The 22,401-nt window shown below is 54.4% G+C and carries 21 protein-coding genes; 6 read left to right on the top strand and 15 right to left on the bottom strand.

Annotation, left to right across the window (positions count from 1 at the left end; all coding sequences use genetic code 11):
* Nucleotides 1–26 precede the first annotated feature (26 nt).
* The 5 genes from A7E78_RS06045 (at nt 27) to A7E78_RS06025 (ending at nt 3,445) form a co-directional block, all read left to right on the top strand.
* Nucleotides 27–1,352, top strand: a complete 1,326-nt coding sequence (locus tag A7E78_RS06045; protein ID WP_145924935.1) for an ammonium transporter — start codon at nt 27–29, stop codon at nt 1,350–1,352.
* A 79-nt stretch (nt 1,353–1,431) separates the two neighbouring features.
* Nucleotides 1,432–2,160, top strand: a complete 729-nt coding sequence (locus tag A7E78_RS06040; protein WP_072283393.1) for a TorF family putative porin — start codon at nt 1,432–1,434, stop codon at nt 2,158–2,160.
* A gap of 155 nt (nt 2,161–2,315) precedes the next feature.
* Complete coding sequence (locus A7E78_RS15520; RefSeq protein ID WP_072283392.1) at nt 2,316–2,831, top strand: EI24 domain-containing protein; 516 nt, start codon at nt 2,316–2,318, stop codon at nt 2,829–2,831.
* A gap of 35 nt (nt 2,832–2,866) precedes the next feature.
* Nucleotides 2,867–3,067, top strand: a complete 201-nt coding sequence (locus A7E78_RS15515) for a hypothetical protein (protein WP_250637599.1) — start codon at nt 2,867–2,869, stop codon at nt 3,065–3,067.
* A gap of 156 nt (nt 3,068–3,223) precedes the next feature.
* The gene (locus tag A7E78_RS06025; RefSeq protein ID WP_072283390.1) at nt 3,224–3,445 is read left to right on the top strand and encodes a hypothetical protein; all 222 of its coding nucleotides are present in this window, start codon (nt 3,224–3,226) and stop codon (nt 3,443–3,445) included.
* A 94-nt stretch (nt 3,446–3,539) separates the two neighbouring features.
* On the opposite strand, the gene A7E78_RS06020 is transcribed toward A7E78_RS06025, so the two are convergent.
* Entirely contained in the window at nt 3,540–3,905 is a 366-nt protein-coding gene (locus A7E78_RS06020; protein WP_072283389.1) for a hypothetical protein, read from the bottom strand.
* Nucleotides 3,906–4,065: 160 nt separating this feature from the next.
* Between A7E78_RS06020 and A7E78_RS06015 the strand changes: the two genes are divergently transcribed.
* Nucleotides 4,066–5,007: a class 1 fructose-bisphosphatase gene (locus A7E78_RS06015; RefSeq protein ID WP_072283388.1), complete on the top strand. Its 942-nt coding sequence runs from the start codon at nt 4,066–4,068 to the stop codon at nt 5,005–5,007.
* Nucleotides 5,008–5,076: 69 nt separating this feature from the next.
* On the opposite strand, the gene A7E78_RS06010 is transcribed toward A7E78_RS06015, so the two are convergent.
* The 14 genes from A7E78_RS06010 to rodA form a co-directional block, all read right to left on the bottom strand.
* Complete coding sequence (locus A7E78_RS06010; protein ID WP_072283387.1) at nt 5,077–5,625, bottom strand: 2-oxoacid:acceptor oxidoreductase family protein; 549 nt, start codon at nt 5,623–5,625, stop codon at nt 5,077–5,079.
* 29 nt (nt 5,626–5,654) lie between these two features.
* A complete protein-coding gene (locus A7E78_RS06005; protein ID WP_072283386.1) occupies nt 5,655–6,470 on the bottom strand; it encodes a 2-oxoacid:ferredoxin oxidoreductase subunit beta in 816 nt (271 codons plus the stop codon).
* A gap of 2 nt (nt 6,471–6,472) precedes the next feature.
* Nucleotides 6,473–7,606 (bottom strand): 2-oxoacid:acceptor oxidoreductase subunit alpha, encoded by a 1,134-nt coding sequence (locus A7E78_RS06000; RefSeq protein WP_072283385.1) that lies wholly within the window; start codon nt 7,604–7,606, stop codon nt 6,473–6,475.
* 33 nt (nt 7,607–7,639) lie between these two features.
* Entirely contained in the window at nt 7,640–7,825 is a 186-nt protein-coding gene (locus A7E78_RS05995; protein ID WP_072283384.1) for a 4Fe-4S binding protein, read from the bottom strand.
* 211 nt (nt 7,826–8,036) lie between these two features.
* Complete coding sequence (gene mdh, locus A7E78_RS05990) at nt 8,037–8,990, bottom strand: malate dehydrogenase (RefSeq protein WP_072283383.1); 954 nt, start codon at nt 8,988–8,990, stop codon at nt 8,037–8,039.
* A gap of 189 nt (nt 8,991–9,179) precedes the next feature.
* Nucleotides 9,180–10,577, bottom strand: coding sequence for an NADP-dependent isocitrate dehydrogenase (gene icd / locus A7E78_RS05985; protein ID WP_072283382.1), 1,398 nt, complete (start codon nt 10,575–10,577; stop codon nt 9,180–9,182).
* Between the two features lie 193 nt (nt 10,578–10,770).
* Nucleotides 10,771–11,460: a LysM peptidoglycan-binding domain-containing protein gene (locus A7E78_RS05980; RefSeq protein WP_083552773.1), complete on the bottom strand. Its 690-nt coding sequence runs from the start codon at nt 11,458–11,460 to the stop codon at nt 10,771–10,773.
* A gap of 61 nt (nt 11,461–11,521) precedes the next feature.
* Nucleotides 11,522–13,312 carry an aspartate--tRNA ligase gene (aspS, locus tag A7E78_RS05975; RefSeq protein ID WP_072283380.1) on the bottom strand — a complete coding sequence of 597 codons (1,791 nt, stop codon included), beginning with the start codon at nt 13,310–13,312 and terminating at the stop codon, nt 11,522–11,524.
* Between the two features lie 172 nt (nt 13,313–13,484).
* The gene (gene hisS / locus A7E78_RS05970; protein ID WP_235606822.1) at nt 13,485–14,741 is read right to left on the bottom strand and encodes a histidine--tRNA ligase; all 1,257 of its coding nucleotides are present in this window, start codon (nt 14,739–14,741) and stop codon (nt 13,485–13,487) included.
* A gap of 215 nt (nt 14,742–14,956) precedes the next feature.
* Nucleotides 14,957–16,327 carry a diguanylate cyclase gene (locus tag A7E78_RS05965; protein WP_072283378.1) on the bottom strand — a complete coding sequence of 457 codons (1,371 nt, stop codon included), beginning with the start codon at nt 16,325–16,327 and terminating at the stop codon, nt 14,957–14,959.
* A gap of 66 nt (nt 16,328–16,393) precedes the next feature.
* A complete protein-coding gene (locus tag A7E78_RS05960) occupies nt 16,394–18,826 on the bottom strand; it encodes a DNA internalization-related competence protein ComEC/Rec2 (RefSeq protein WP_083552768.1) in 2,433 nt (810 codons plus the stop codon).
* 256 nt (nt 18,827–19,082) lie between these two features.
* A complete protein-coding gene (gene amrS, locus A7E78_RS05955; protein ID WP_072283376.1) occupies nt 19,083–20,090 on the bottom strand; it encodes an AmmeMemoRadiSam system radical SAM enzyme in 1,008 nt (335 codons plus the stop codon).
* 108 nt (nt 20,091–20,198) lie between these two features.
* Complete coding sequence (locus tag A7E78_RS05950) at nt 20,199–21,104, bottom strand: HDOD domain-containing protein (RefSeq protein ID WP_083552765.1); 906 nt, start codon at nt 21,102–21,104, stop codon at nt 20,199–20,201.
* Nucleotides 21,105–21,300: 196 nt separating this feature from the next.
* Complete coding sequence (gene rodA / locus A7E78_RS05945; RefSeq protein WP_072283375.1) at nt 21,301–22,398, bottom strand: rod shape-determining protein RodA; 1,098 nt, start codon at nt 22,396–22,398, stop codon at nt 21,301–21,303.
* Nucleotides 22,399–22,401 lie beyond the last annotated feature (3 nt).

Below are 22,401 nucleotides of genomic sequence, written 5' to 3'. Positions count from 1 at the left end.
GAGGAAGAAACGTGAAACGATTCGGTATGTTGGTCATAGCCGGTTTACTGCTGGCGATCCCCGCTCTCGGTTTTGCCGAAGAGGCAGCCATCACTGCTGCTGATGTGCAGAACAACCTCAACTTTGTCTGGACTCTGGTCGCGGCATTCATGGTTTTTATCATGCAGGCCGGTTTCGCCATGGTCGAGTCCGGTTTCACCCGGGCCAAAAACGCCTGTAACATCTTGATGAAAAACATGATGGACTTCTCCGTTGGCGCCATCGCCTTCTGGGCCATCGGTTTCGGTTTGATGTTCGGTACCACCAACGGATTCTTCGGCACCACTGATTTCTTCTTCAGCGGCGCCACCGGCGACGGCGAAGCCTGGAACTATGCGTTCTGGATGTTCCAGACTGTTTTTGCCGCTACTGCCGCAACCATTATCTCCGGTGCAGTAGCTGAGCGCACCAAATTCAGTGCTTACATGGTCTATTCGATTTTTGTGTCGGCCCTGATCTACCCCATTTTCGGCGGCTGGGCCTGGGGCAGCCTGTTTAACGGCAGCGGCTGGTTGGAAGGTCTCGGCTTCATCGATTTCGCCGGTTCCACCGTGGTTCACTCTATCGGCGGTTGGTTGGCTCTGGCCGGTGCTATTGTCGTCGGTCCTCGTCTGGGCAAGTACGACAAAAAAGGCAAGGTCAAGCCGATTCCCGGTCACAGCATTCCCCTTGCAGGTCTGGGTGTCTTCCTGCTGTGGTTCGGCTGGTACGGCTTCAACCCCGGGTCTACCACTACCGGCGACACTTCTATCGCTCTGATCGCTGTAACCACCACCCTGGCCGCTGCGGCCGGTGCCATTACCGCTATGCTCGCCACCTGGATCAAGTACGGCAAGAGCGATATCGGTATGACCCTTAACGGTGCTTTGGCCGGTCTGGTCGGTATTACCGCCGGTTGCGCCAATGTCAGCCCTGTCTCTGCGGTTATCATCGGCGGTATCGCTGGTGTGCTGGTTCTCTTCTCGGTTCTGTTCTTTGACAAAATCAAGGTTGATGATCCGGTCGGTGCCGTCTCCGTTCACGGCGTCTGCGGCGCTTGGGGTACCCTGGCTGCCGGTCTCTTCGATACCGCTGGCTTCTCCATGAAGGTAGTCGGTGTTCAGCTGATCGGCATCGGTGCCTGCTTTGCCTGGGCCTTTATTACCGGTCTGATTCTGTTCAAACTGATCGACATGATTATGGGTATGCGCGTCACCAAGGAAGAGGAAATGGCCGGTCTCGACTTCTGCGAGCACGGTGCTAATGCCTACGCCGATTTCCAGACCATTCGCATGGGTACGGTTTTCACTCCTGGTGAAGGTTCTGAAAAATAATCAACTATTAAATCATGCGGCCCGTCCGGGGATGGTCTCCTTAAGGGCCGCATATATTGCAATCCGGAGGTAATACAAGATGAAGAAGTGGAGTATTTTGTTGGCAGCCCTGATCGTTCTCGGGGCAGGAATGGTCACCACCAGTTTTGCAGCAATCACCGTGGAAGGCGATGTTTATGCCGGTGTGTTCGACAAGTATTTGTGGCGTGGTTTTGACCTCAGCGATGGTCGTCCCGTTGTCCAGGCTGGTGCTGATCTGTCATCCGGAAAATTTACCCTGAGCTACTGGACTAACTGGCAGCTGAAAAGCTCCAATGACATTACTTCGGGCGAGGCCAACGAAACCGATATCATTCTCGACTATTCAACCGATCTCGGCGAAATGCTGTCCGTCTCTGTCGGTAATATCTGGTACGCGCTTGATGGTGCTGAGGATACTAATGAGTTGTATCTGTCCGCTACTGTCAACACCCTGCTTTCGCCGACCATCGCCATTTACTATGACTGGGATGCCTGTGAGGAAGAGGGCCTGTACTTTACCGCCGATATTAGCCATTCCTTCGATCTGTCGGAGGACCTGTCCCTTGGGCTCGGTGCACTCGTGTCTTACAACAACCACAGTGATTATGCTGTTGGTGACTTTGGCGGTTTCCACAACTATGAACTCAGCATCGGTCTCGACTATGCTCTTACCGATCAGATCTCTGTGAGCCCTTCTTTTGTCTACTCCGAGGGCCTCAGCAGTGCTGCAAGAGAAGCAATCGATAGCGAGATGCTGGGCGGGGTAAACGTTACGTTTACTTTCTAATCTAAGTCAGTAAGCCAAATCGTTAAGTTGATCGACAAAACCGCCGCCATCCACTAGAATCGGATGGCGGCGGTTTTCTTTTATTAATTTTAGATTGCCGTTCAGCGAAATCGATCTGCTTCTCTTTATCTTTCCTTTTATGCTCGGAGTTAACCATGTTGGATTTTTCTCGCGGTTTTTATTCCTTGCTTCGCGGCGGTCGTCTTTTCATGCGTTATCCGCGCCTGTTGAAGTTGGTGCTGATTCCGCTGCTGATCAACGTGGTCGTTTTTTCTCTGGCGATCTATTTCGGGATGCAGTTCTTTCACAATTTTGTACAAAGTCTGCTTCCTCAAGGGGATGCCTGGTATTGGTTGGTGGTTTATTATGGCCTTTGGGTGTTGGTTGGGCTTGTGACTTTGGTTCTGGTATTTTTTTGTTTTGCCGTGGTCGGAAATCTGATTGCCTCGCCTTTCAACGAATTGCTATCGGAACGAATCGAAAGTTACCTGCTGCCCGAGGTAGAAGCCGCACCCTTTTCTTTGAAGTTTTTTTGCCGAGATATGCTTCGGGTTTGGCTGGTCGAATTGAAAAAAATGAGTTTTTTTGTAGCGGCGATGCTTTTACTGTTGTTGCTCAATCTATTGCCCGTGGTCGGTAATTTGCTCTACGGGGGTTGTCTATTCTGCTAACCCTGTTTTTTCTTGCCTGGGAGTATTTTGCCTTTGTGCATGAACGAAAAAATCGGGACTTTAGATATCAGCGTCAATTTTTGATGCAGCGCAAGCCGTTGGTCTTCGGATTTGCCACGGGGGTGTTATTGATGCTGGCTGTCCCTTTCGTGCAACTGATTTGCATCCCGGTCGCGGTAGCCGGTGCCACCTTGTTATGGTGTGAGGAGCAAACCGGTTATCCTCTCATCTCCTGATAAGGTTTTGTCAGGTCGTGACCTTATTAGCGAAACTCTTGTGTTATAATGCTCCTATGGCGATACCATTTTGTCAGTACGTTATCGGTCCGCTGAGACCGGTTTGGGCGGGGTGCCTTTTCCGGGGCGGGCTTCAGCAGTCATGAGGAGGTTTGTATGACCAAGCTGAACAATCGGGAACTGGAACGTACCAGTCTGGAAACGGAACTGAAAAGGGGATTGCAAAGGGTTGACGAAGATCTGAATATTATGGAACGCCACGCCGAGGATTTGGCGATGGTGGAATCTGGCATTCAGTTGTCCATGCGGAAATGGGATCGTGAATTTAAGGATGCCCGTTTGCACAGTGTGCCGCGGGGGATGAAACATCAGCGTTAGGTAATTTAGAAAACCAGACAAACAAAAAGCCCCACAAGATGAGGGGCTTTTTGTTTGTCTAAGAAGTAGAAAATGAAATTATACGATGCGCCTGCTAGGATTCCTGATCTTCGACAGGCTCTTCTTCCGGCGGTTCTTCAGCCTTCAGTTTTTCTATTTCCTGTTCCAATGCTGCGGCTTCTGCCTTGAGATTATCCAAGGTGTTAAATAGCTCTTGTACTTCGTTTTTGGCTAGAATATCGGGGGCACCGCTTTCTCGGATGTCATCGATCAGTTTGCCCAAATCGCCATGGCAGGTAGAGACCTTTTTGTGCAACGAAGCAAGATCGATTTTTTTCTGCACAATGCGCTTATATTTGTTGGCCTGAAACCCGGCGGCGTGCAGAGTCTTTCGGGTGGAGTCCCATAGTTTTTCACTGGTTGTTTTTATTTTTTCGTTGGTGGTTTCTTGTTCTTCCATAGTATCCTCCAGAAAGATTAATTATAAAAACCTGCTAAAATACTAGCACAACTGTGGTTCTCGTCAAGACTCATCTATTGGTTTTTACATGGGAAAGTGAGTTCGGGAAAAGGCACAATCATATTCACATGTCAGCATGCGGCTGGGGAGGGAAAGGTAAATGCTCGAAGCAGGAAAAACAAAATTTCAAATCGATTTACGCCGTTATCTTCGCGAAGATGGTGTCGACCATAAATTAATACATCTTATTTGCGAGATTGCTGAAGCATCAAAGTATATCGTCAATTCGATTCGCACAGGCGACTTGGGGGTGGCTGGCACCTCTAATCTTTATGGTGAAGAGCAGTTGGCCCTCGATGTTCTCTCCGACCGTATCATGCGCAAACGTCTGGCTAAAAGCGGCGTGGTCAGTAACGTTGCATCGGAAGAAACCCGGGATATAATCGCCGTGTCCCCCCATTGTGCTGGGAATTATTCGGTAGCTTTTGATCCCCTGGACGGTTCTTCCTTGGTCGATGTCAATCTGGCTGTGGGGACCATTGTTTCCATCTATGCCGGCAGTGACCTGATGCAGCCCGGTCAGCGACAGGTCGCGGCTCTCTACATTCTTTACGGACCAAGAACGACACTGGTCTATACCACCGGTAACGGTGTCCATGAATTCGGTATGAACCAGCTTATGGAATACACACTGCTGCGGCGAAATATCCGTTTGGCACCCAAGGCTGCTATTTATTCCCCTGGTGGTTTGCGTAATCGTTATTCTCCCGGCGTTGAAAACTTTGTCTCCTATCTAGAGGAGAACGGAGCAAAGCTGCGCTACAGCGGGGGGCTGGTTCCGGATGTCAACCAGGTGCTGATGAAGGGGAACGGAATGTTTTTTTATCCCCATTTACAAGGTGCACCAAAGGGCAAGTTACGGCTTCTGTACGAATTGAATCCGATGGCCTTTTTGCTGGAGCAGGCAGGGGGGGCCGCCTCTAACGGGCGACAACGGATACTTGAATTGCAGCCTCAGGCCATTGACGATTGTCAGCCGTTTTTCTGTGGTTGTTGTGAGGATGTGGCCAAGGCCGAAGAACTGATTGCCAACCTGGGATAAGTGCGGCGGTATTTTCAGGTATTGATATGATAGAAAGCCCCCGTCCAAAGGACGGGGGCTTTTTTAAGATCAGGCGATGAGGGATTTAACCTTTTCGTACCCGGTGTTGTAAGCCTTTTTGTTCAGTTCGGTAAAGGCCTCCGGTACCCGCGCGACAACAGCTTGTTCGCCCGCCTCCCGGGAAACGATGCTGGTTAATGCTACCATGGCGCCAAGAGCAACGACATTAGCCACGATCTCCCGTCCCACTTCGTTCTTGGCGGTGCTGATGATGGGGAATTTGATCGTCTTAAAATCGCCTTGCGGCTCTTTTTTGACAAAGTCCGAATCGATCAGCAGCATACCGCCCGGCTTAATGCCTGTGGCATATTTGTCGGCGGCTTCCTGCGTGAGGGCCAGGCAGGCGTCGACGCTGGTTGCCTTAGGGTAATCGATAGGCTCATTGGAGATGATAACCTCCGACTTGGAGGCTCCACCGCGGGCTTCCGGGCCGTAGCTCTGTGACTGTACGGCGTACTGACCTTCGACGATGGCGGCCGCCTCGGCCAGAATGATGCCGGCGGTAATCAGCCCCTGACCGCCTGCTCCAGAAAAACGCAATTCGTATCTGCTCGACATTAGTGCTATCTCCTCGTTCTTTGCGGCCGTCAGGCGCCCTGAGCGCTAGCGATAACCTGCTGGTATTGTTCGCAATATTCAGGACGTTCTTCCTGGTGCAGAATGCCCGTCAGAACCTTTCCTTCCAACTGCTCCGGGGTCATGTGAGCGGCTGCCTTGACCGGTACCGCTATCTCTTTGAGTTGTTTCATCATGTCGACCACCGACCGGAATTTGTTGCGCCGGCCATAGGCGGTTGGACAGTCGTCGAGTACTTCGATGACAGACATGCCCTTGTGACGAAGTCCGGCAGCGATCAGTTTGTCGATCTGGGTGGCATGAAAGGCGGTAGTGCGGGCGACAAAGGTCGCGCCTGCGCCGATGGCCAGTTTTGAGATATCGAAGACGGGATCGGGATTGCCGTAAGGGGTGGTCGATGCCTTGGCCCCGGTCGGGGTACAGGGTGAAAATTGGCCGCCGGTCATGCCATAGATGTAGTTATTGAACAATACATAGGTCATGTCGATGTTTCGCCGGCAGGCGTGGATGAAATGGTTGCCGCCAATGGCCACGCCATCACCATCACCGCCAACGACCAACACATCCATTTCCGGCTTGGCCAGCTTGATGCCGGTGGCAAAAGCGGCGGCTCGGCCGTGAGCGGTGTGCAGGGTGTTGAAATCAACATAGCCGGGCAAACGGCTCGCGCAACCGATTCCGGAGACGATAGCTGTGTTGTTTTTTTCCAGGCCGCAGGTATCCATAGCCCGCAACAGGCCTTTCATAACGATACCGTGACCGCAGCCGGGGCACCAGATGTGGGGCAGTTTACCGGGGCGCAAATACTGTTCGTAATCAAAAGCCATGATTAAAGGACCTCCTTGACCTTGGCGACGATTTGCGCCGGAGTAATCGGTTCGCCGTCGACCCGGCCAATGCCTTCAATAGGGCAAACCCGTCGGGTAACCCGTTCGATTTCAAGGATCAGTTGGCCGAGATTCATTTCCGGCACCACGACAGCCTTGGCTTGATTCGCCAACTCGGTCATTCGCGCCTCGGGAAAGGGCCAGAGGGTGATAGGGCGGAAAAGCCCGGCTTTGATACCCTCTTTGCGCAAGACATCGACGGCGTAGCGTGCCGAGCGACTGATGGTGCCATAGGCGACCACGATAACCTCTGCGTCATCGGTAAGGTACTCTTCGTTCTTTTCGATATCGGCACGATTGGCTTCAATCTTCCGGAGTTGACGGCGCTCTTCCGCGTCGACCAATTCTGGCTTGGCGGTGGGAAAGCCGTCGGCCGCCTTGTTGAGGCCGGTTACGTGGTAACGGTATTCGGAGCCGAAAGAGGCCAGAGGCGGGATATCTCCCTGACTATCATCAAAAGGCTTGTAGTCCTCAGGAGAGACGGTCACTGGCTCACGGTCGACAACTTCCAACTCTCCCGGTTCGGGAAATTCGATGCGTTCGCGCATGTGGCCGTTGATTTCGTCAAGCAACACCTGGACCGGCATGCGGTATTTTTCTGCCAGGTTGAATGCGCGCACCGTTTCACTGAAGATTTCCTGGCAGGATGCCGGGGCTATGGCGATGGCCGGATGGTCCCCATGGGTGCCCCATTTGGCCTGCATCACGTCCGATTGGCTGGGACCGGTCGGCATGCCGGTCGAAGGGCCGCCACGCATGACGTTTACAATGACGCAGGGAATCTCCGCAATGCAGGCATAGCCGATGAGTTCCTGCTTGAGAGAGACCCCGGGACCGGAAGTGGCGGTAAGCGCCTTGGCACCGGTAAGGGATGCGCCGAGGATCGAGGCCATGGCCGCAATCTCGTCTTCCATCTGAATAAATTTACCGCCGGTCTTCGGCAGTTCTTTCGACATCACCTCAGCTACCTCGGTCGAGGGAGTGATGGGATAGCCACCGAAAAAACTGCAGCCGGCATACAGGGCACCGAAGGCGCAGGCCTCATTTCCCTGTAACAGAGCAACTTTTTTAGCCACGTTGTCTGACCTCCTATAAAAAAAGTATCAAGCTTAGTGAACCTTGACAGCAAAGTCGGGGCAGCGTAATTCACACTGCATACATTTGGTACAGGCCTCAGGGCGTACCACCTTGGCGATAAAGCCTTCCATCTCAAAGACATCCGTCGGACAGAATTCGACGCAGATGCTACATCCCTTGCAATAGCTTTCTATAATTTCCACTTTCGGGCTGCTCATTCCCGTATTCTCCTTTGTCAAAATTGATCTCTGCTCGGACTCCCGCTATGGTCGGGGCCGGGCGCAAGCGCCAACGCGCATCTTAACACACTTTTTAAGTTAAGTGATAAAAAATGGTTTTACTTGTTTGTCCTTGCAGGAACTGAACTATAAAAAAAGCAGGACAATCACTGTGATTATCCTGCTAAAACGTGTGTTGTTATTGAATGTTTTAGAGACTGTCCACCAGTTTTTTTACCGCATCCACGGAATGGTCAAACATCCGTTGTTCTTCCTCGGTCAAATCAAATTCGACGATTTGCTCAATGCCACGGGCTCCAAGGATGCAGGGAACCCCGACATAGTAACCGTTGACACCGAATTCGCCGTTGAGCAGTGCGCAGACCGGCAACAGGCGTTTCTGATCGTTGAGCACTGCTTCGACCATGGCCACGGCGCTGGCCGCAGGCGAATAGAAGGCGCTGCCGGTTTTGAGCAATTCCACAACTTCGCCGCCGGCATTCTGGGTGCGGGTTACAAGATCGTTCATCACCTGCTGTGCTTTAGCCCGGTCGCCATCATACTTGCGGGTCAGCAAATCCATAGCGGGGATGCCGTTAACGTTGGCGAACCGGACGATAGGTACCATGGCATCGCCATGACCGCCCAAGACCATGGCGTTGATGTCGCGAACCGAAACTCCAAGCTCCCAGGCAATAAAGCTGGCAAACCGAGCCGAGTCGAGGACCCCCGCCATACCGATGACCCGCTGCGGGGGAAAGCCGGTTATTCTCTGACAGAGGGTAACCATGGCGTCGAGGGGATTGGAAAGTACAATGACAATGGCGTCCGGCGCATGTTCTTTGATTCCCGCAGCGACCGAGGTCATGATGCGGGAATTGACTTCAATGAGGTCTGCCCGTCTCATTCCCGGCTTGCGTGCTATGCCGGCGGTAACAACGACAATGTCGGCTCCGGCAATACAGGATATGTCATTGCCGCCACTGATACGTAGATCAAAATTGACGATAGGGGCGGCTTCAGCCAGGTCCAGGGTTTTGCCTTGGGGAAGCCCCTCGACAACATCGTAAAGGACCACGTGGCCCAAGATGCGCTGTGCCGCAAGCTGGGCGATAGTGGCCCCGATCTGGCCGCCGCCGACCAGGGCGATTGTAGGTTTAGCCATGGTTATCTCCTTACAAAAAAATCGCATGGCCCCTTTATGTGGGGCCGAAGGGCCGCAAACCGCCAGACATTGGCAGGGCGGATGCGAGGCCTGCAAAAGATCAGTTGCCTTCAATCATATTTTACCCGAGGCGAGGGACCCTCGGCCAAAGCCCGGCCGTCAAAGTCTAAAGGCGCTATAGGCTAGCTGTCAGGTTGTCATATTTCCGATAATGGCGGTAGCGAATTCTGAACACTTGAGTAACGTCGCTCCATCCATCAAACGTTCAAAATCATAGGTGACCTTTTTCTGGTCAATGGTTCTTTCCATAGCATTTATAATCAGATCGGCCGCTTCCTGCCAACCGAGATGCTCAAGCATCAACACGCCGGAGAGGATCACCGACCCGGGGTTGACTTTGTCCAGGTTGGCATACTTGGGAGCGGTGCCGTGGGTTGCTTCAAAAATCGCGTGGCCGGTATCGTAGTTGATGTTGGCACCGGGAGCGATGCCAATGCCGCCGACCTGGGCCGCCAGAGCATCGGAGAGATAATCGCCGTTGAGGTTCATGGTGGCGATTACATCGAATTCCTTTGCGCGCGTCATGACCTGTTGCAGGGCGATATCGGCAATGGCGTCCTTAATCAACAACTTGTTTCGCCACTGGCCGTTGCCATGGCTCGGCAGCAATGCAAGGGTCTGTTCCACTTCCCCGCAAATTTCGCTTTGCTGATCGGCGGTCATCATATCGTAACCGGGATCGATCAAACGGGCAATATCCGCATGGCCGAGGCTGGAATCCTGTTCATAGTTATCCAGAATCCATGTTTCCCGGGCGGTAACACAGTCGTTGCGAAATTCGCTGGTGGCTACTTCGTAGCCCCAGGTCTTAAATGCCCCCTCGGTGTATTTCATAATGTTGCCCTTATGCACCAGGGTCAGGGACTTGCGGCCTTGCTTCAGGGCATAACGAATGGCGGCACGGACCAGACGGGTGCTGCCTTCGCGAGAGATGGGCTTGATCCCGATGCCGCAGCTGTCCGGGAAGCGAAGTTTTTCGATGCCCATTTCCTGTTGCAGAAAACGGATTACCTTTTGGGCCGCATCGCTATCTGCCTGCCATTCAATACCGGCATAGATGTCTTCGGTGTTTTCCCGAAAAATGGCCATGTTCACATCTTGCGGTCTTTTTACCGGCGAAGGTACTCCCGAGAAGTAGCGCACCGGGCGCAGGCAAACATAAAGATCAAGAAGCTGCCGTAATGCGACATTTAACGAGCGGATACCACCGCCGATGGGAGTGGTCAGAGGCCCCTTGATACCGACCAGATATTCGCTAAAAGCGCTGACCGTCTCCTCAGGCAACCAGCCGAGGCCCATGTTGAAGGCCTTTTCACCGGCGTATACTTCCATCCAGCTGATCTTGCGTTGACTGCCATAGGCCGCTTCGACCGCAGCATCGAAGACCCGCACCGCCGCACGCCAGATATCCGGCCCGGTGCCGTCTCCCTCAATAAAGGGGATAATCGGCTGGTTCGGTACCTGAAGAGTACCGTCTTTAAGGACGATTTTGTCACCCGCGGGGACAATGGAATGAATCGTGGTCATAGTTACTCCTTCGTCTGGCGGTTCACAGAATGCCGAGTATTTAAATTATACAAGGAAACAGGAAGGGCCGACAGGTTGGCTGGCACTAGACAGGGGGTAGGCGCTTGGCCCGTTTCTGCCTGTGGACAGGTAAACTATACCAAAGTCTACAAAAGTGCTTGTGGTGGTTCAAGAAAAAAGAGCGGACCAGCCATTAGCGGAGCAGCTCACCAACGGGAAATATTTTTGACTCTCGGGCTTTTTGACGTGCTGCCTGACGATCCTGGTCGCTAACCTGGCGAGGGATGGCCAGTGTCTGTTTCGGGTAGATCTGACGCGGGTCTTTGATCTGATCGCGGTTGGCCTGATAAATCAGGGGCCAGAGCAGGGCGTCGGCATAGATGTCGCTACGGGCGGCAATAGTCCAGAGGGTTTCTCCACCCAATACGCGATAGGTTTTCGGCCGGACCAATGCACGTTTAATAATCGGAGAAGATGTTGTTTTTGTAATTCTTTTTTGTGCCGAAGTGGCGCTTTGTTGAGCCGCTGTTTGTTTTGCGGCCTCCTCCGCTTGACGTTGTGACTGAGCTTCTCGCTCTTGGGCTTTACGTTGTTCGCGTTTAACTTGCTCCTGGCGAGCCTTAATTAGCGCCTTGTGGGCGTGGGATTCAGCCAAGGGCAGGATTTGCCTTGCCAGTTTATATTTCTTGCGGCGAATTGCGGCTTCGCCGTCCTGTAGTGCATTGCTGGCGGATTGGTATTCAGCGGATGCCAGAATCCGGGCTTCCGCCGCCGCCGCCCTGGCCAGAGCGGTTCGGGCGGTCAGCAACTCTTGCCGGGGAGGGCTGGCGCACCCCCACAGCAAACCTGTAAGTAGCAAGATTGTGCAAAATACTCTTGCCATCAGTCGACTTTCTTGGACAAAAAAGTCCTTTGCCGGCCCCTTAGGGCCGGCTGAGGGACGGTTACTGCGAGCGGACCGCGCTGCGAATTGAGAGCTCCCGCAACTGTTTATTGTCGACCTGGCCCGGTGCTCCCGAAAGCAGGCAGGTCGCTTTCTGGGTTTTGGGAAAGGCAATGACGTCGCGAATAGAATCGGATCCGGTCAGGATCATAGCCAGCCGGTCGAGGCCGAAGGCGATGCCGCCATGGGGCGGAGCCCCGTATTCCAAAGCGTTGAGCAAAAAGCCGAATTTTTCTTCGGCTTCCTCAGCGTCGATGCCAAGCAAGGCAAACATCTTTTTCTGTACAGCCTGATCGTGGATACGAATACTGCCGCCACCGATCTCCGAGCCGTTCAACACCAGGTCATAGGCCTGGGCGCGGACGCTGCCGGGATCGCCATCGAGAAGCGCCATATCCTCTTCGACGGGGGCAGTGAAGGGATGGTGAACCGCCACGTGGCGGCGGGCTTCTCCGTCCCACTCAAGGAGCGGAAAGTCGGTAATCCAGGCGAACCGGTAGACATCTTTCTTTGCCAAACCGAGCTTGTGACCGAGGTGGCCGCGCAGGCGACCAAGAGTTTCATTGGTGATGCGATATGAATCGGCTACGAACAGCAGCAGGTCACCGGCTTCAGCTTGCAGGGCCTGGTCAATAGAGGCGATTTCTTTATCGGTGAAGAACTTGGCAATAGGCGACTGCCAGCTGCCATCCTCCTGGACCTTGACGTAAGCCAGGCCCTTGGCACCGTAAATCTTGGCGAATTCGGTCAGGTCGTCGATCTCTTTGCGGGAGAAGCTGGCGCACCCTTTGGCGTTCAGAGCCTTAACGATACCACCCTTTTTAACTACCTCGGCAAAAACCTTGAAACCCGAATCTTTAACAACGTTTGATAATTCTACCAGTTCCAGGTCAAAGCGCAGGTCGGGATTGTCGACGCCGAAGCGTGCCATGGATTCAGTATAGGTTATGCGGGGCATAGGCAAAGTAAGCTCCACGCCCAGTGTGGCTTTGAATACCTCGGCAACCATTTTCTCCATAATGCTGATGATCTGGTCGCGATCGACGAAGCTCAGTTCGCAATCGATCTGGGTAAATTCTGGTTGACGGTCGGCGCGCAGATCTTCATCGCGAAAGCATTTAACGATCTGGTAGTAGCGATCGAAACCGGAGACCATCAACAGCTGCTTGAATAGCTGCGGAGACTGGGGAAGGGCGAAAAAGTTGCCGGGGGTGACGCGGCTCGGAACCAGGTAGTCACGCGCTCCTTCCGGAGTGCTTTTGGTCAGTACCGGAGTTTCGACTTCGATAAACCCTTCGTCGTCCAGATAGCGACGAACGGTTTTGGACACTTGGTGGCGCAACAGCAGGTTGCGTTGCAGGGGGGCCCGTCGCAGATCGAGATAGCGGTGTTGGAGGCGAATGTTTTCCGCTACCTCGGAAAATTCGTCGATCATGAAGGGAGGTGTCTGGGCGCTGTTAAGAATGCGCAGCTCCCGTACTTCGACCTCCACTTCACCGGTCTTCATCTTGGGGTTGACCGTACCTTCGGGGCGGGGAGAAACTACGCCGCGAGCAGCCACCACGAATTCATTGCGTACCAGTTCGGCTTTGCCGTGGGCGTCAGGGTCACGGTCGGGATCGAGGGCCAGCTGAGCAATGCCTTCGCGGTCGCGCAGGTCGATAAAGATCAGGCCGCCATGGTCCCGACGGCGTTGAACCCAGCCCATGAGAACGACCTCCTGGCCGATCTCGGCGGCCGAGATGTCGCCGCAGTAATGACTTCTTTTCCAATCTCCCAGAATATCGTTCAAGGGTGTCTCCTTTGGTGATGACAATTAATGGGGCCGCTAGGTGGATGTCTCCCTGCCATGAACCGAAGAACCAACCTGATGTTACGGTTCGTCGTCCTCGATGGTCACTTGGCACGACCGCAATAACGCGAATTAAAAATTATAGTAAGCGAACTTGCTTTCGGTCAAGAAGTTATCCCGCTACAGGCTCCGGTTCGGTTTCATTTAGCAACTCCAGCAGCCGTTCTTCGAGACCGACCAAGGACAGTTCCTGTTGGGTTCCGGCGTCCATGTCCCGCAAAACAACCATCTGCCGGGCGAGCTCTTCTTCGCCGAGGATCAATACAAAGCGGGCGCCAAATTTGCCGGCGCGACGCATCTGAGCTTTAAGGCTTTTGCTGGAATATTCCATCTCAACCCGCAAGCCCTGTCGTTGCAGGGTAGCCATGAGCAGAAACGCCCGGTCGCTGGCCTGCTGCCCCATGGCTGCCAGAAACAGGGGCAGCCGCTGCTCGGCAAGCTGGTCGGCACTCTTCATCAGCACCAGTCGTTCGACGCCCATGGCGAAACCGATGCCCGGCAGGGCAGGGCCGCCGAGATCGGCGATCAGGCCGTCGTACCGGCCGCCGGCGGCTACCGCATTCTGCGAACCAAGACTCCCGGTGACCATTTCGAAGGTGGTCTTGCTGTAATAATCGAGGCCGCGCACCATACGGGCGTTAACGGTGTAATCAATACCCAGGCCCTGTAGATAGTCTTTAACCTGCTTAAAGTGGTCGTCGCAGTCCCCGCAAAGATGTTCAAGCATCGAGGGGGCGGTAACGGTGGCATCCTGGCAGGCCGGGACTTTGCAGTCGAGAACCCGCAACGGATTGGTCTGGGAGCGACGCTGGCAATCGCTGCATAGCTCGCCGAGACGGTCCTGCAGATAATCGATCAGGGCCTGGCGATAGGCAGGCCGGCATTCTTTACAGCCCAGGGAGTTGATGTGCAGTTCGACGTCGTCGATACCGACGCTGTTGAAATAGTCGCAAAGCATGGCCAGAATCTGGGCATCGATCTTGGGATCGTCCACCCCGAGGGCTTCAACGCCGATCTGGTGAAACTGGCGATAGCGTCCCTTCTGCGGCCGCTCATAGCGGAACATGGGACCCATGTAGTAGAGTTTGGATACCGGATCCTGGGCGTGCAGCTTTTGCTGGATGAAAGAGCGCATCACCGGAGCGGTCCCTTCCGGGCGCAGGGTCAGGGAATTGCCGCTCTTATCGGAAAAGGTGTACATCTCCTTTTCAACGATGTCGGTGGTTTCACCGATGGAGCGGCAAAAGAGTTCGGTCTTTTCTACCACCGGCACCCGGATTTCGGTAAATCCGTAGGTTTGAAAGATGCGATGTGCTTCTTGTTCAAGGAACTGCCAGGTGGCTATTTCGCCCGGCAGGATATCGTTCATGCCTTTAATGCCTGTTATGTTCACGGGAAGTTCCTTTGCTGGTTCTGTGGTCCAGATGCTAGTTGTTTGGCCATAACGGTTTGCAGCCAGCCGCATGTATACCTGAATCCGGCCGTTTTGGCAAATCGATTCGCCTTGCTGACAGGGGGCAGATAGACTATTGCGGGCAGATAGTGAGAGATGCAATCCGCAGAAAAGCAGTGGAACGGGGAGGATTAAAGATGTAGCTCTTGAGCGCTGCGAACCACGTTGCGGACCTTCTTGCCGATATACATGGCCCGGTCCGCCAGATCGATGATCCCCTGGTGATCGCTGGAATCGATGGGGAAGGTCGCGTAGCCGACGGTCGCCGTCAATTGGGCAGGGTTGTCGCTCTCAGCGAAAAAGCTGTGTTGTTCAATATTGCGGCGGATACGTTCGGCAACGATGGCAGCCCCTTCGGGCCCGGTCTCGGCCAGAAAGCCGGTAAATTCATCCCCCCCGTAGCGGAACAGGATATCGGCTTCTCGAACACTCTGACGCAACAGGTCGGCAACCTCCTTGAGGGCCTGGCTCCCGGCCAGGTGACCGCGGGAGTCGTTGATCAGCTTGAAACGGTCGATGTCGATAAAGACCAGGGAGAACTCAAGGCCGTATCGTTCGGCGCGATGAATTTCCTGGTCGAGGATCATCTGCAGATAGCGGTAATTATGCAGGCCGGTCAAATCGTCTGTATGAATCAGCCTGCGGACATCTTTGTACCGACAGGCATTACTGAAGCCGAGGGCCACCTGCTCCAGCAGAAAAAGAAGGTTGCGGCGTGGCAGTGGCTGGCGAAAATCCTCTTCGGCTCGGTTAAGTAGAACCAAAACGCCTTCGATGCGTTTTTGATAGTGCAGGGGCAGTAAGCACATGGAGCGGGTACCCTGCGGCAGGGGCAGGTCCGTGGGTAACTCATCGCCCTGCAACAGGCGAAAGTCTTTGAGTCCCTCCAGGAACGGTAGCAGGGCATGGGCCAGGGGCAGAGCCTCATTTTCCGTTAAGTCGCTAAGGGCGACAACCTGAGAGACACAATTCTCCGCCGGCAGAAAAGCCATTCCCCGACCACCGTCTACCTCATGGAGCAGGGCTTGCAACGCTTCGTCAAAAAGTTGCTCGATGTCGAGCAGGGATGCCAGGTTTTGGCCTTTTTGGAAGAGATCGATCTGGCGTTTCAGCTGGGTGTTTTCATAGCCCAGTCGGCGTTGCTCCAGACAGGAACGCAGGAGATGGCGCAGCTCTTCGGGATCGAAGGGCTTGAGCAGGTAACCGTATGCACCGTTCTTCAGTGCTTGAATTACCGTTTCCGCATTATTGTGATCGGTGGTGAAAATGACTTCCGGCGGGTTATTCCGGGCACGGCATTGGCGTAAAACTTCTTGGCCATCTATGCCGGACAGGACCAACTCGGTTACGACTATCGATATTCCCCCCTGGGCAACACGGGCCAGGGCTAGTTCAACCGAGGCGACCGTTTCCACCTCGTATTCGTCTTCGTTGAGCACTTCGGCGAAGAACCGACGAAAAGAGAGCTCTTCATCGACAACTAGAATAGTCGTTTTACTCATTCTATGGCGCTCCAGGGATTAAAGGCCTAAAAACCTGCAAAAATTATCAAATCATCTGCCGGACTGTCAACGGAAAAGGCCTTTTTCCCAATGTTGCAGATGCCAGCCGGAGTTATCGCTACCAAAGCGCAAGCTGCCGTCTTGACCGGTGTCGTATACCTTCAGGCCTTGTTCGGATAGACTTTGTATAACCATTTTGTGCGGCAGTCCGTAACGATTGTGCCGACCGCTGGAGGCAAACACCATTTGTGGATGAAGTTCTTCCGTCAGTCGCCAGGGTTCGGAATATCGACTACCGTGATGGGGAAGTTTGAGCAGAGTGACCGGACCGGCAGGCGGATGGTTCAGTAAGTCGTCGACGCCCTGCCGTTCAAGGTCACCGGTGAGCAATAGACCCTCCTGGCCGTGTCGGGCATATAGGACCAGAGAACGGTTATTGATCTTGGGTGTTTTCTGGGGCGGAACGTAGATCGCAAGTTCTCCAGCCGTTCCTTGATCCAGCTTGCTCCATCCCTCAGTAAAGACAAGGAGTGGAATCCCTTTCTTTTGCAGCGGTTCGCGTATTTCGGGATGCAATTCTGCCAGGGTCTGCGCGGACCAGAAAGCTTTAACCGGGAAATGGTTGAGAATTTCTACCAGACCCTGGCGGTGATCCGGGTGGTCATGGGTAAGGATGACTGCCTCCAGGGAAGAGACGCCAAGCCGTGCCAAAGCCGGCGCCACCAGTCTGGTACCGACATCGAAAGTGCTGCCATAGATTCCGCCACCATCGATAAGATAATGACCGGCCTGTGGTCTCGACAACAACAGGGCCTCTCCCTGGCCGACACTCAACGCGGTAACCGTTAGTTGCTCAGGTATTGACGGTGGTAGAAACAGCAAAAGCAGAGCTGCCACAAGCAGTGGCCCGCGATGGTAGAGCCAGCGCCCGGCCCGGTATGGTACCAGCAGCAACAGGGATGAGAGGGTGAGGCCAAGGAGGATGCGAGGCGAAAAGTAACAAACTTTGGCCGATAGCAGCGGTGCCTGGCTCAAATGAGTGGCCCCCTGTAGAGTCAATTGACAAAGATGACCGCACAGTCGGTAGAGTGCTGCGCCTGCGGATGGCCATAGGGGGTCGATCAGGGTTCCACTCAAACCCAACGGCACAGCGCCAAAGCCGATCAAGGGCACAGCCAGCAGATTGCTCAAGAGTCCGGCCGGAGCCAGCAAGTGGAAGTGGTAAAGAACCAGCGGGGTAGTGGCGATGGTCGCCGCCAGGGTGGTTGCTGCCAGGCCGCTCGGCCACCGCGACCAGCGGGGCCAGGCGCTGATGTACCTTTGCCAGGCCGGCAACAAGAGCAGGATGCCGCCGACTCCGGCCATGGACAGTTGCCATGCCGGCTCGAAGAAACACAGGGGAGAACCGCAGAGCATCAGCAAGGCAACCGCAGCCAGGCCGTGCATTGGCTTGATTCGCCGACCGATTAATAACAGCAGGGCACCAACTACAGTCATTAAAAAGGCTCTGCGGGTCGACAAAGCGTTGCCGCTTAATTGAAGATACAGCCAGAGCAGGGGTAGCAACATCACAGGCAATAACCGGCCAGGAGGAGCTAATAAAAGCAGTCTTTCGCTGCGTCGATACAGCCAGCGGCCACCGCTGTAGAGCAGTAATGCCAGCAATCCCAAATGCAGTCCTGATATGGCAAACAGATGGGACAGGCCGGTCTCCGCCAGTTGTTGTCGCTGGGCGCTGGTCAGCTGCCGATCCCCGATCACCAAGGCCCGCACCAGGGTTTTCTGGTCAGGTGTCACCGCCTCATCGATGCGCTCACCGATGATGTGGCGCAGCGCTGCCAGCCGCCTTAGAATCCCTGCTCCTCTTTCAGTGGCGAAGGCCACGATGTCCTCGGCACGGTTGACGTAGGCGGTAACAAAAATGCTTCGTGCCGCCAGGTATTGCGCATAATCGAATTCACCCGGAGTGCCAAAAGGCTCCGGGGATCTCAGGCTGCCGCGGAAACGGATGCGCTGGCCCACCTGGAAGTTTAACTTACCTTCGCCGATGGTCAGTCGCAGGCGACCGGTAAGAGCATGCGATGCCGAATCATTCACTAAGTGATCGGTGTCGAGGTCGATACGCAGCGGGTCCCCTCCGTGAATTGCCTGCACTCGACCTTCTATTGTTAGAGGCTGCCTTTGAGGCAGCAGGGCGACATGGTGTTCGGGAAGGGGCGGAGAAATCTGCCGCTGGTATTGGGTTATCGCCAGAAGGGCGCAGAAGACTGCCAGGCTTATTGTCGCCAGGCGGGTGTTGCGCAATATGCCCCAGATCAGGGCCAGCAGGGTGGGCCAGAGAAGAGGGAGCGGCAGGGGTGAAAGGATGGGGGCAGCGAGTAGGCCGCCAATAGTGCTCAGTAACAATACGGCGAGAACTTGCGGTTGATTCGTCCCGTTGGTAGTCCCCGAAGGGCTGGAACGGTGTGTCGATGATTTTGCATGGCAAGGGTGAGACATATTCTGTCACAGAGAGAGGGCATGCTGGGGGCAACTCACCAGAAAAGAGGCCGCCCATGTTTGAAATGATGATGCTGCTCGGTTTTGTTTATGCCGGTTTTTGTTGCTTTTTCCCAGACCGTCGTACTTCTTCCCGTTTTCGCTGGCAGGATGTATTCCCCAGGTTCTAAGAAGCTTAGCGGCCGGATAAGTCGATGCAGCATGGGATGCAGAGTATAAATCTTTGACCGCCTCAAGTAAAAAGGACTCTCGGAGGCTACAGGCCGATCCCGGCGATGCCGGCTTGGCAGTGGCTGCAGCGGCCAGCCGCAAGCTGTCTGCCGGTTAGCTGAAAGCCGCAACGTTCAATGACCCGTGCTCCGCAGTCGGGGCAGACGGTATGTTCCCAGCTTCCGGGAAGGTTGCCCTCGTATATATAATGCAAACCGGCATCAGCGCCGATGCGACGGGCTCGTTGCAGGGTGGCCAGGGGCGTTCTCGGGGTTTCGGTCATGCGGTAGGTCGGATGAAAAGCGGTAACGTGCCAGGGGGTGTCGCAACCGAGCTGATCGACAATGAAGTTGGCCATAGCGCGCAATTCCTCATCGGTGTCGTTACAGCCGGGGATCAGCAAAGAGGTCACCTCCAGCCAGATACCGAGCTGGTGATAATGCCGCAGTGTTTCCAGGACGCCCTGTAGTTCAGCTCCGGTGAGTTTTTTATAGGTGGCGGCGGAAAAGCTTTTCAGGTCGATATTGGCCGCATCAAGGTAAGGAGCGATTTTTTCCAGAGCTTCCGGGGTGGTGTAACCGTTGGACACAAACACATTGCCCAGGCCTTGCTGTTTGGCCAATACCGCGCAATCGTAGGCGTATTCGTAGTAAATGGTCGGCTCGGTATAGGTATAGGCGATGCTTTGGCACCCGCTGGCTGTTGCCCGCCGCACCAGTTCAGCAGGGGGCAGTTCCCGGCCTTCGATGGGGCGTCCGGAAGGCCATTGAGAAATAGTGTGGTTCTGGCAGTGGAGACAGTGGAAATTGCAGCCGACGGTGGCGATAGAATAGCTGAGAGAGCCCGGATGATAGTGGAAGAGGGGCTTCTTTTCAATCGGATCGATCTGCTCAGCGATGCAACGGCCGTAAACCAGGCTGTAGAGTTTGCCATCTCGATTCTGCCGTACCTTGCAACGGCCAAGTCGGCCTTCGGCAATGACACAGCGAAAGCGACAGAGGGTGCAGCGCACCTGGCTGTTGTTTGTTCTTTCCCAAAACATCGCTTCGTGCATGATTACCTCCAGTAGTGAAGGTCGATACCGCAGCAGTTGTTGATGATGCTAAGTTTGATGTATTCGTCGTAACGCCGTAGGACGGACCTTTTACGACGCCATCAAGGTTTAGTTGTCGCCGAGAAAAGACTGCCGGGTTTCCTCGAAAGCTCCGGAGACTTCTTCCACAATTGCCTCCGCAGCCTCCTCGTCGAGCCCAAGTTCAGCAGCACAGGGATTACTCATCAGCTCGAGGGATTCTTCGGCCTGGCGTTGGCCGATGCCGAGATGCTGGCAAACGGTACCGGCCAGATTGACCGTCGCAAGCAGTCGCTCCGTTTCTATATCGAGTGCTCCGGCCGGTGGCGGGTCGGTGTGAAACAGGGTGCAGGCCACCAAAGCGGGGGAGAGATTCCAGCTGTCAAGCAAGGCGGCGCCGATGGCGCTGTGGGTGTAGGGAAAGTGTTTTCGTTCCAGATCGGCCAGGGAACCTTCCTGGTTATAAACCCCTTGAATGATTTCGGTGTAATCCTCCGGGGCGATGTTGTTCATGGCAATCTTGCCGATGTGGCGCATGAGTCCGGCCAGAAAGGCTTCCTCCGGATCCAGTCCCCCTGCTTGGCGGGCAATGGCCCGTGCGCTCAGGGCGCTACCGATCGAGTCTTCCACCAGCAGTTTTTCAATCAGGCCAAAGCGCTTGTTCATGGTCTTTACGCCGGCCGCCAAAACCAGACTCTTGAGGGTTTTCAGGCCCAGTACCGAGATGGCACCCTGAAGACTGGTGATCTGGCGTTGGAAACTATAATAAGAACTGTTGGCCACCTTTAGGATGCTGGCGGCTATTGCGGGGTCCTTGGCGATAACCATGGCCAGCTTTTTGGCCGTCCAGTCCGGGTCCTGGGTCGCCACCAGAAACTCGGTGACGATATCGGCCATGGCCGGTAGATCCTTGACCGCAGCGGTCGCGGCGGCCAATTCCAGATTGCCTTCCGCCCACTGGCCAAAAGACCAGGTGCTTGTTTCGGTGTTTCCCATAGACTCAGTTCCTCGCTGGCTTCTATCGTGTAGAAAAGAGAGACGTTTTAACTTTCAACAAAGAATATCAAAAAAATTTACAGTACTTTAACAAAACCGGTCCGGCATCGTCAATTCAGATATCCGGTCCAAAGATCGTTGGCATCCCCAAATTATTTCAATATTTTAGACAGGGACGCAGTCAGGCGGCCACCCCTTAGAAGGTGAATCGCCGCATGCTCACATTGAGCAACAAACCGGTGCCGAGCATGGTGGTGATCATGCTGGTGCCGCCATAGGAGAAGAGGGGCAGGGGTACCCCGACTACCGGCAACAAGCCGATGACCATGCCGAGATTGATAACAATGTGCCAGAACAGCATGGCTGAAACACCAAAAGCCAAAAAGGTGCCGAACAGGTCGGCGGCGCTGCGGGCGACATAGATGCCCCAGATTATGATCAGTAAATAGAGGCCAAGCAGCAGCAGGCTGCCGCAGAACCCCCACTCTTCGGCGAAAACCGAAAAAGCGAAATCGGTATGGCGTTCCGGCAGAAAAGAGAGTTGCGACTGGGTGCCCTTCATGAATCCTTTGCCGAAAAAACCGCCACTGCCGACGGCTATTTTCGATTGAATGATGTGGTAGCCGGAACCAAGAGGATCGCGCTCCGGGGAAAGGAAGGTCAAGATGCGCTGCTTCTGATAGTCGTGGAGCAGAAACCACCCCCCTCCGGCACCTCCGGCTGCCAATATAGCCAGCACTGTCAGAGTGCCTTTGCGAATACCGGCGAACAGGCTCATGGTAAAGCCGATGAACAGAACAATGAGGGCGGTGCCGAGATCGGGCTGTTTCATGATGAGAAACGCCGGTATGCCGAGCAGCAGGAAGGGTATCCATAGATCTTCAAAGGAATAGCCGGCCAGGGTGTCCTGGCGTGCAAAATAACAAGCCAGGGCAATGATGATGACAATCTTCATGATTTCGCTCGGCTGCAGATTGAAAAAACCGAGATCGAGCCAGCGGGTGGCCCCCATGGATGTCTTGCCGACCAGTAACACCGCAGCCAGCAACAGCAGCGTCAGGCCGTAGAAGATATAACCAAGGTGCTGTAGATGCCGATAGTCGATAAAACTTACGATAGCGGCAAGCAGAATGCCTCCGCTCAACCAATAGGTCTGCTTTATATAGACCGGGGTTGCCAGAGTTGACCAGGACGAGGTAGCGCTGTAAAGATTGGCGATGCCGATCAGGGCAGTCAGCACGATCAGCAGCAGCAGCGGCCAATCGAAATGGGTGATCAGACGGCGATCAAACATGGC

The organism is Syntrophotalea acetylenivorans, assembly GCF_001887775.1.
GTDB lineage: Bacteria > Desulfobacterota > Desulfuromonadia > Desulfuromonadales > Syntrophotaleaceae > Syntrophotalea_A > Syntrophotalea_A acetylenivorans.
This window is presented reverse-complemented; position numbering and strand designations above follow the sequence as displayed.

What these genes read in the sequence shown, in the direction of transcription:
- A7E78_RS06045 (WP_145924935.1), top strand. Translation starts at nt 27, where the DNA reads ATGTTGGTCATAGCCGGTTTACTGCTGGCGATCCCCGCTCTCGGTTTT.
- A7E78_RS06040 (WP_072283393.1), top strand. Translation starts at nt 1,432, where the DNA reads ATGAAGAAGTGGAGTATTTTGTTGGCAGCCCTGATCGTTCTCGGGGCA.
- A7E78_RS15520 (WP_072283392.1), top strand. Translation starts at nt 2,316, where the DNA reads ATGTTGGATTTTTCTCGCGGTTTTTATTCCTTGCTTCGCGGCGGTCGT.
- A7E78_RS06025 (WP_072283390.1), top strand. Translation starts at nt 3,224, where the DNA reads ATGACCAAGCTGAACAATCGGGAACTGGAACGTACCAGTCTGGAAACG.
- A7E78_RS06020 (WP_072283389.1), bottom strand. Translation starts at nt 3,905, where the DNA reads ATGGAAGAACAAGAAACCACCAACGAAAAAATAAAAACAACCAGTGAA.
- A7E78_RS06015 (WP_072283388.1), top strand. Translation starts at nt 4,066, where the DNA reads ATGCTCGAAGCAGGAAAAACAAAATTTCAAATCGATTTACGCCGTTAT.
- A7E78_RS06010 (WP_072283387.1), bottom strand. Translation starts at nt 5,625, where the DNA reads ATGTCGAGCAGATACGAATTGCGTTTTTCTGGAGCAGGCGGTCAGGGG.
- A7E78_RS06005 (WP_072283386.1), bottom strand. Translation starts at nt 6,470, where the DNA reads ATGGCTTTTGATTACGAACAGTATTTGCGCCCCGGTAAACTGCCCCAC.
- A7E78_RS05995 (WP_072283384.1), bottom strand. Translation starts at nt 7,825, where the DNA reads ATGAGCAGCCCGAAAGTGGAAATTATAGAAAGCTATTGCAAGGGATGT.
- mdh (WP_072283383.1), bottom strand. Translation starts at nt 8,990, where the DNA reads ATGGCTAAACCTACAATCGCCCTGGTCGGCGGCGGCCAGATCGGGGCC.
- icd (WP_072283382.1), bottom strand. Translation starts at nt 10,577, where the DNA reads ATGACCACGATTCATTCCATTGTCCCCGCGGGTGACAAAATCGTCCTT.
- A7E78_RS05980 (WP_083552773.1), bottom strand. Translation starts at nt 11,460, where the DNA reads ATGGCAAGAGTATTTTGCACAATCTTGCTACTTACAGGTTTGCTGTGG.
- hisS (WP_235606822.1), bottom strand. Translation starts at nt 14,741, where the DNA reads ATGAACGATATCCTGCCGGGCGAAATAGCCACCTGGCAGTTCCTTGAA.
- A7E78_RS05965 (WP_072283378.1), bottom strand. Translation starts at nt 16,327, where the DNA reads ATGAGTAAAACGACTATTCTAGTTGTCGATGAAGAGCTCTCTTTTCGT.
- A7E78_RS05960 (WP_083552768.1), bottom strand. Translation starts at nt 18,826, where the DNA reads ATGTCTCACCCTTGCCATGCAAAATCATCGACACACCGTTCCAGCCCT.
- amrS (WP_072283376.1), bottom strand. Translation starts at nt 20,090, where the DNA reads ATGCACGAAGCGATGTTTTGGGAAAGAACAAACAACAGCCAGGTGCGC.
- A7E78_RS05950 (WP_083552765.1), bottom strand. Translation starts at nt 21,104, where the DNA reads ATGGGAAACACCGAAACAAGCACCTGGTCTTTTGGCCAGTGGGCGGAA.
- rodA (WP_072283375.1), bottom strand. Translation starts at nt 22,398, where the DNA reads ATGTTTGATCGCCGTCTGATCACCCATTTCGATTGGCCGCTGCTGCTG.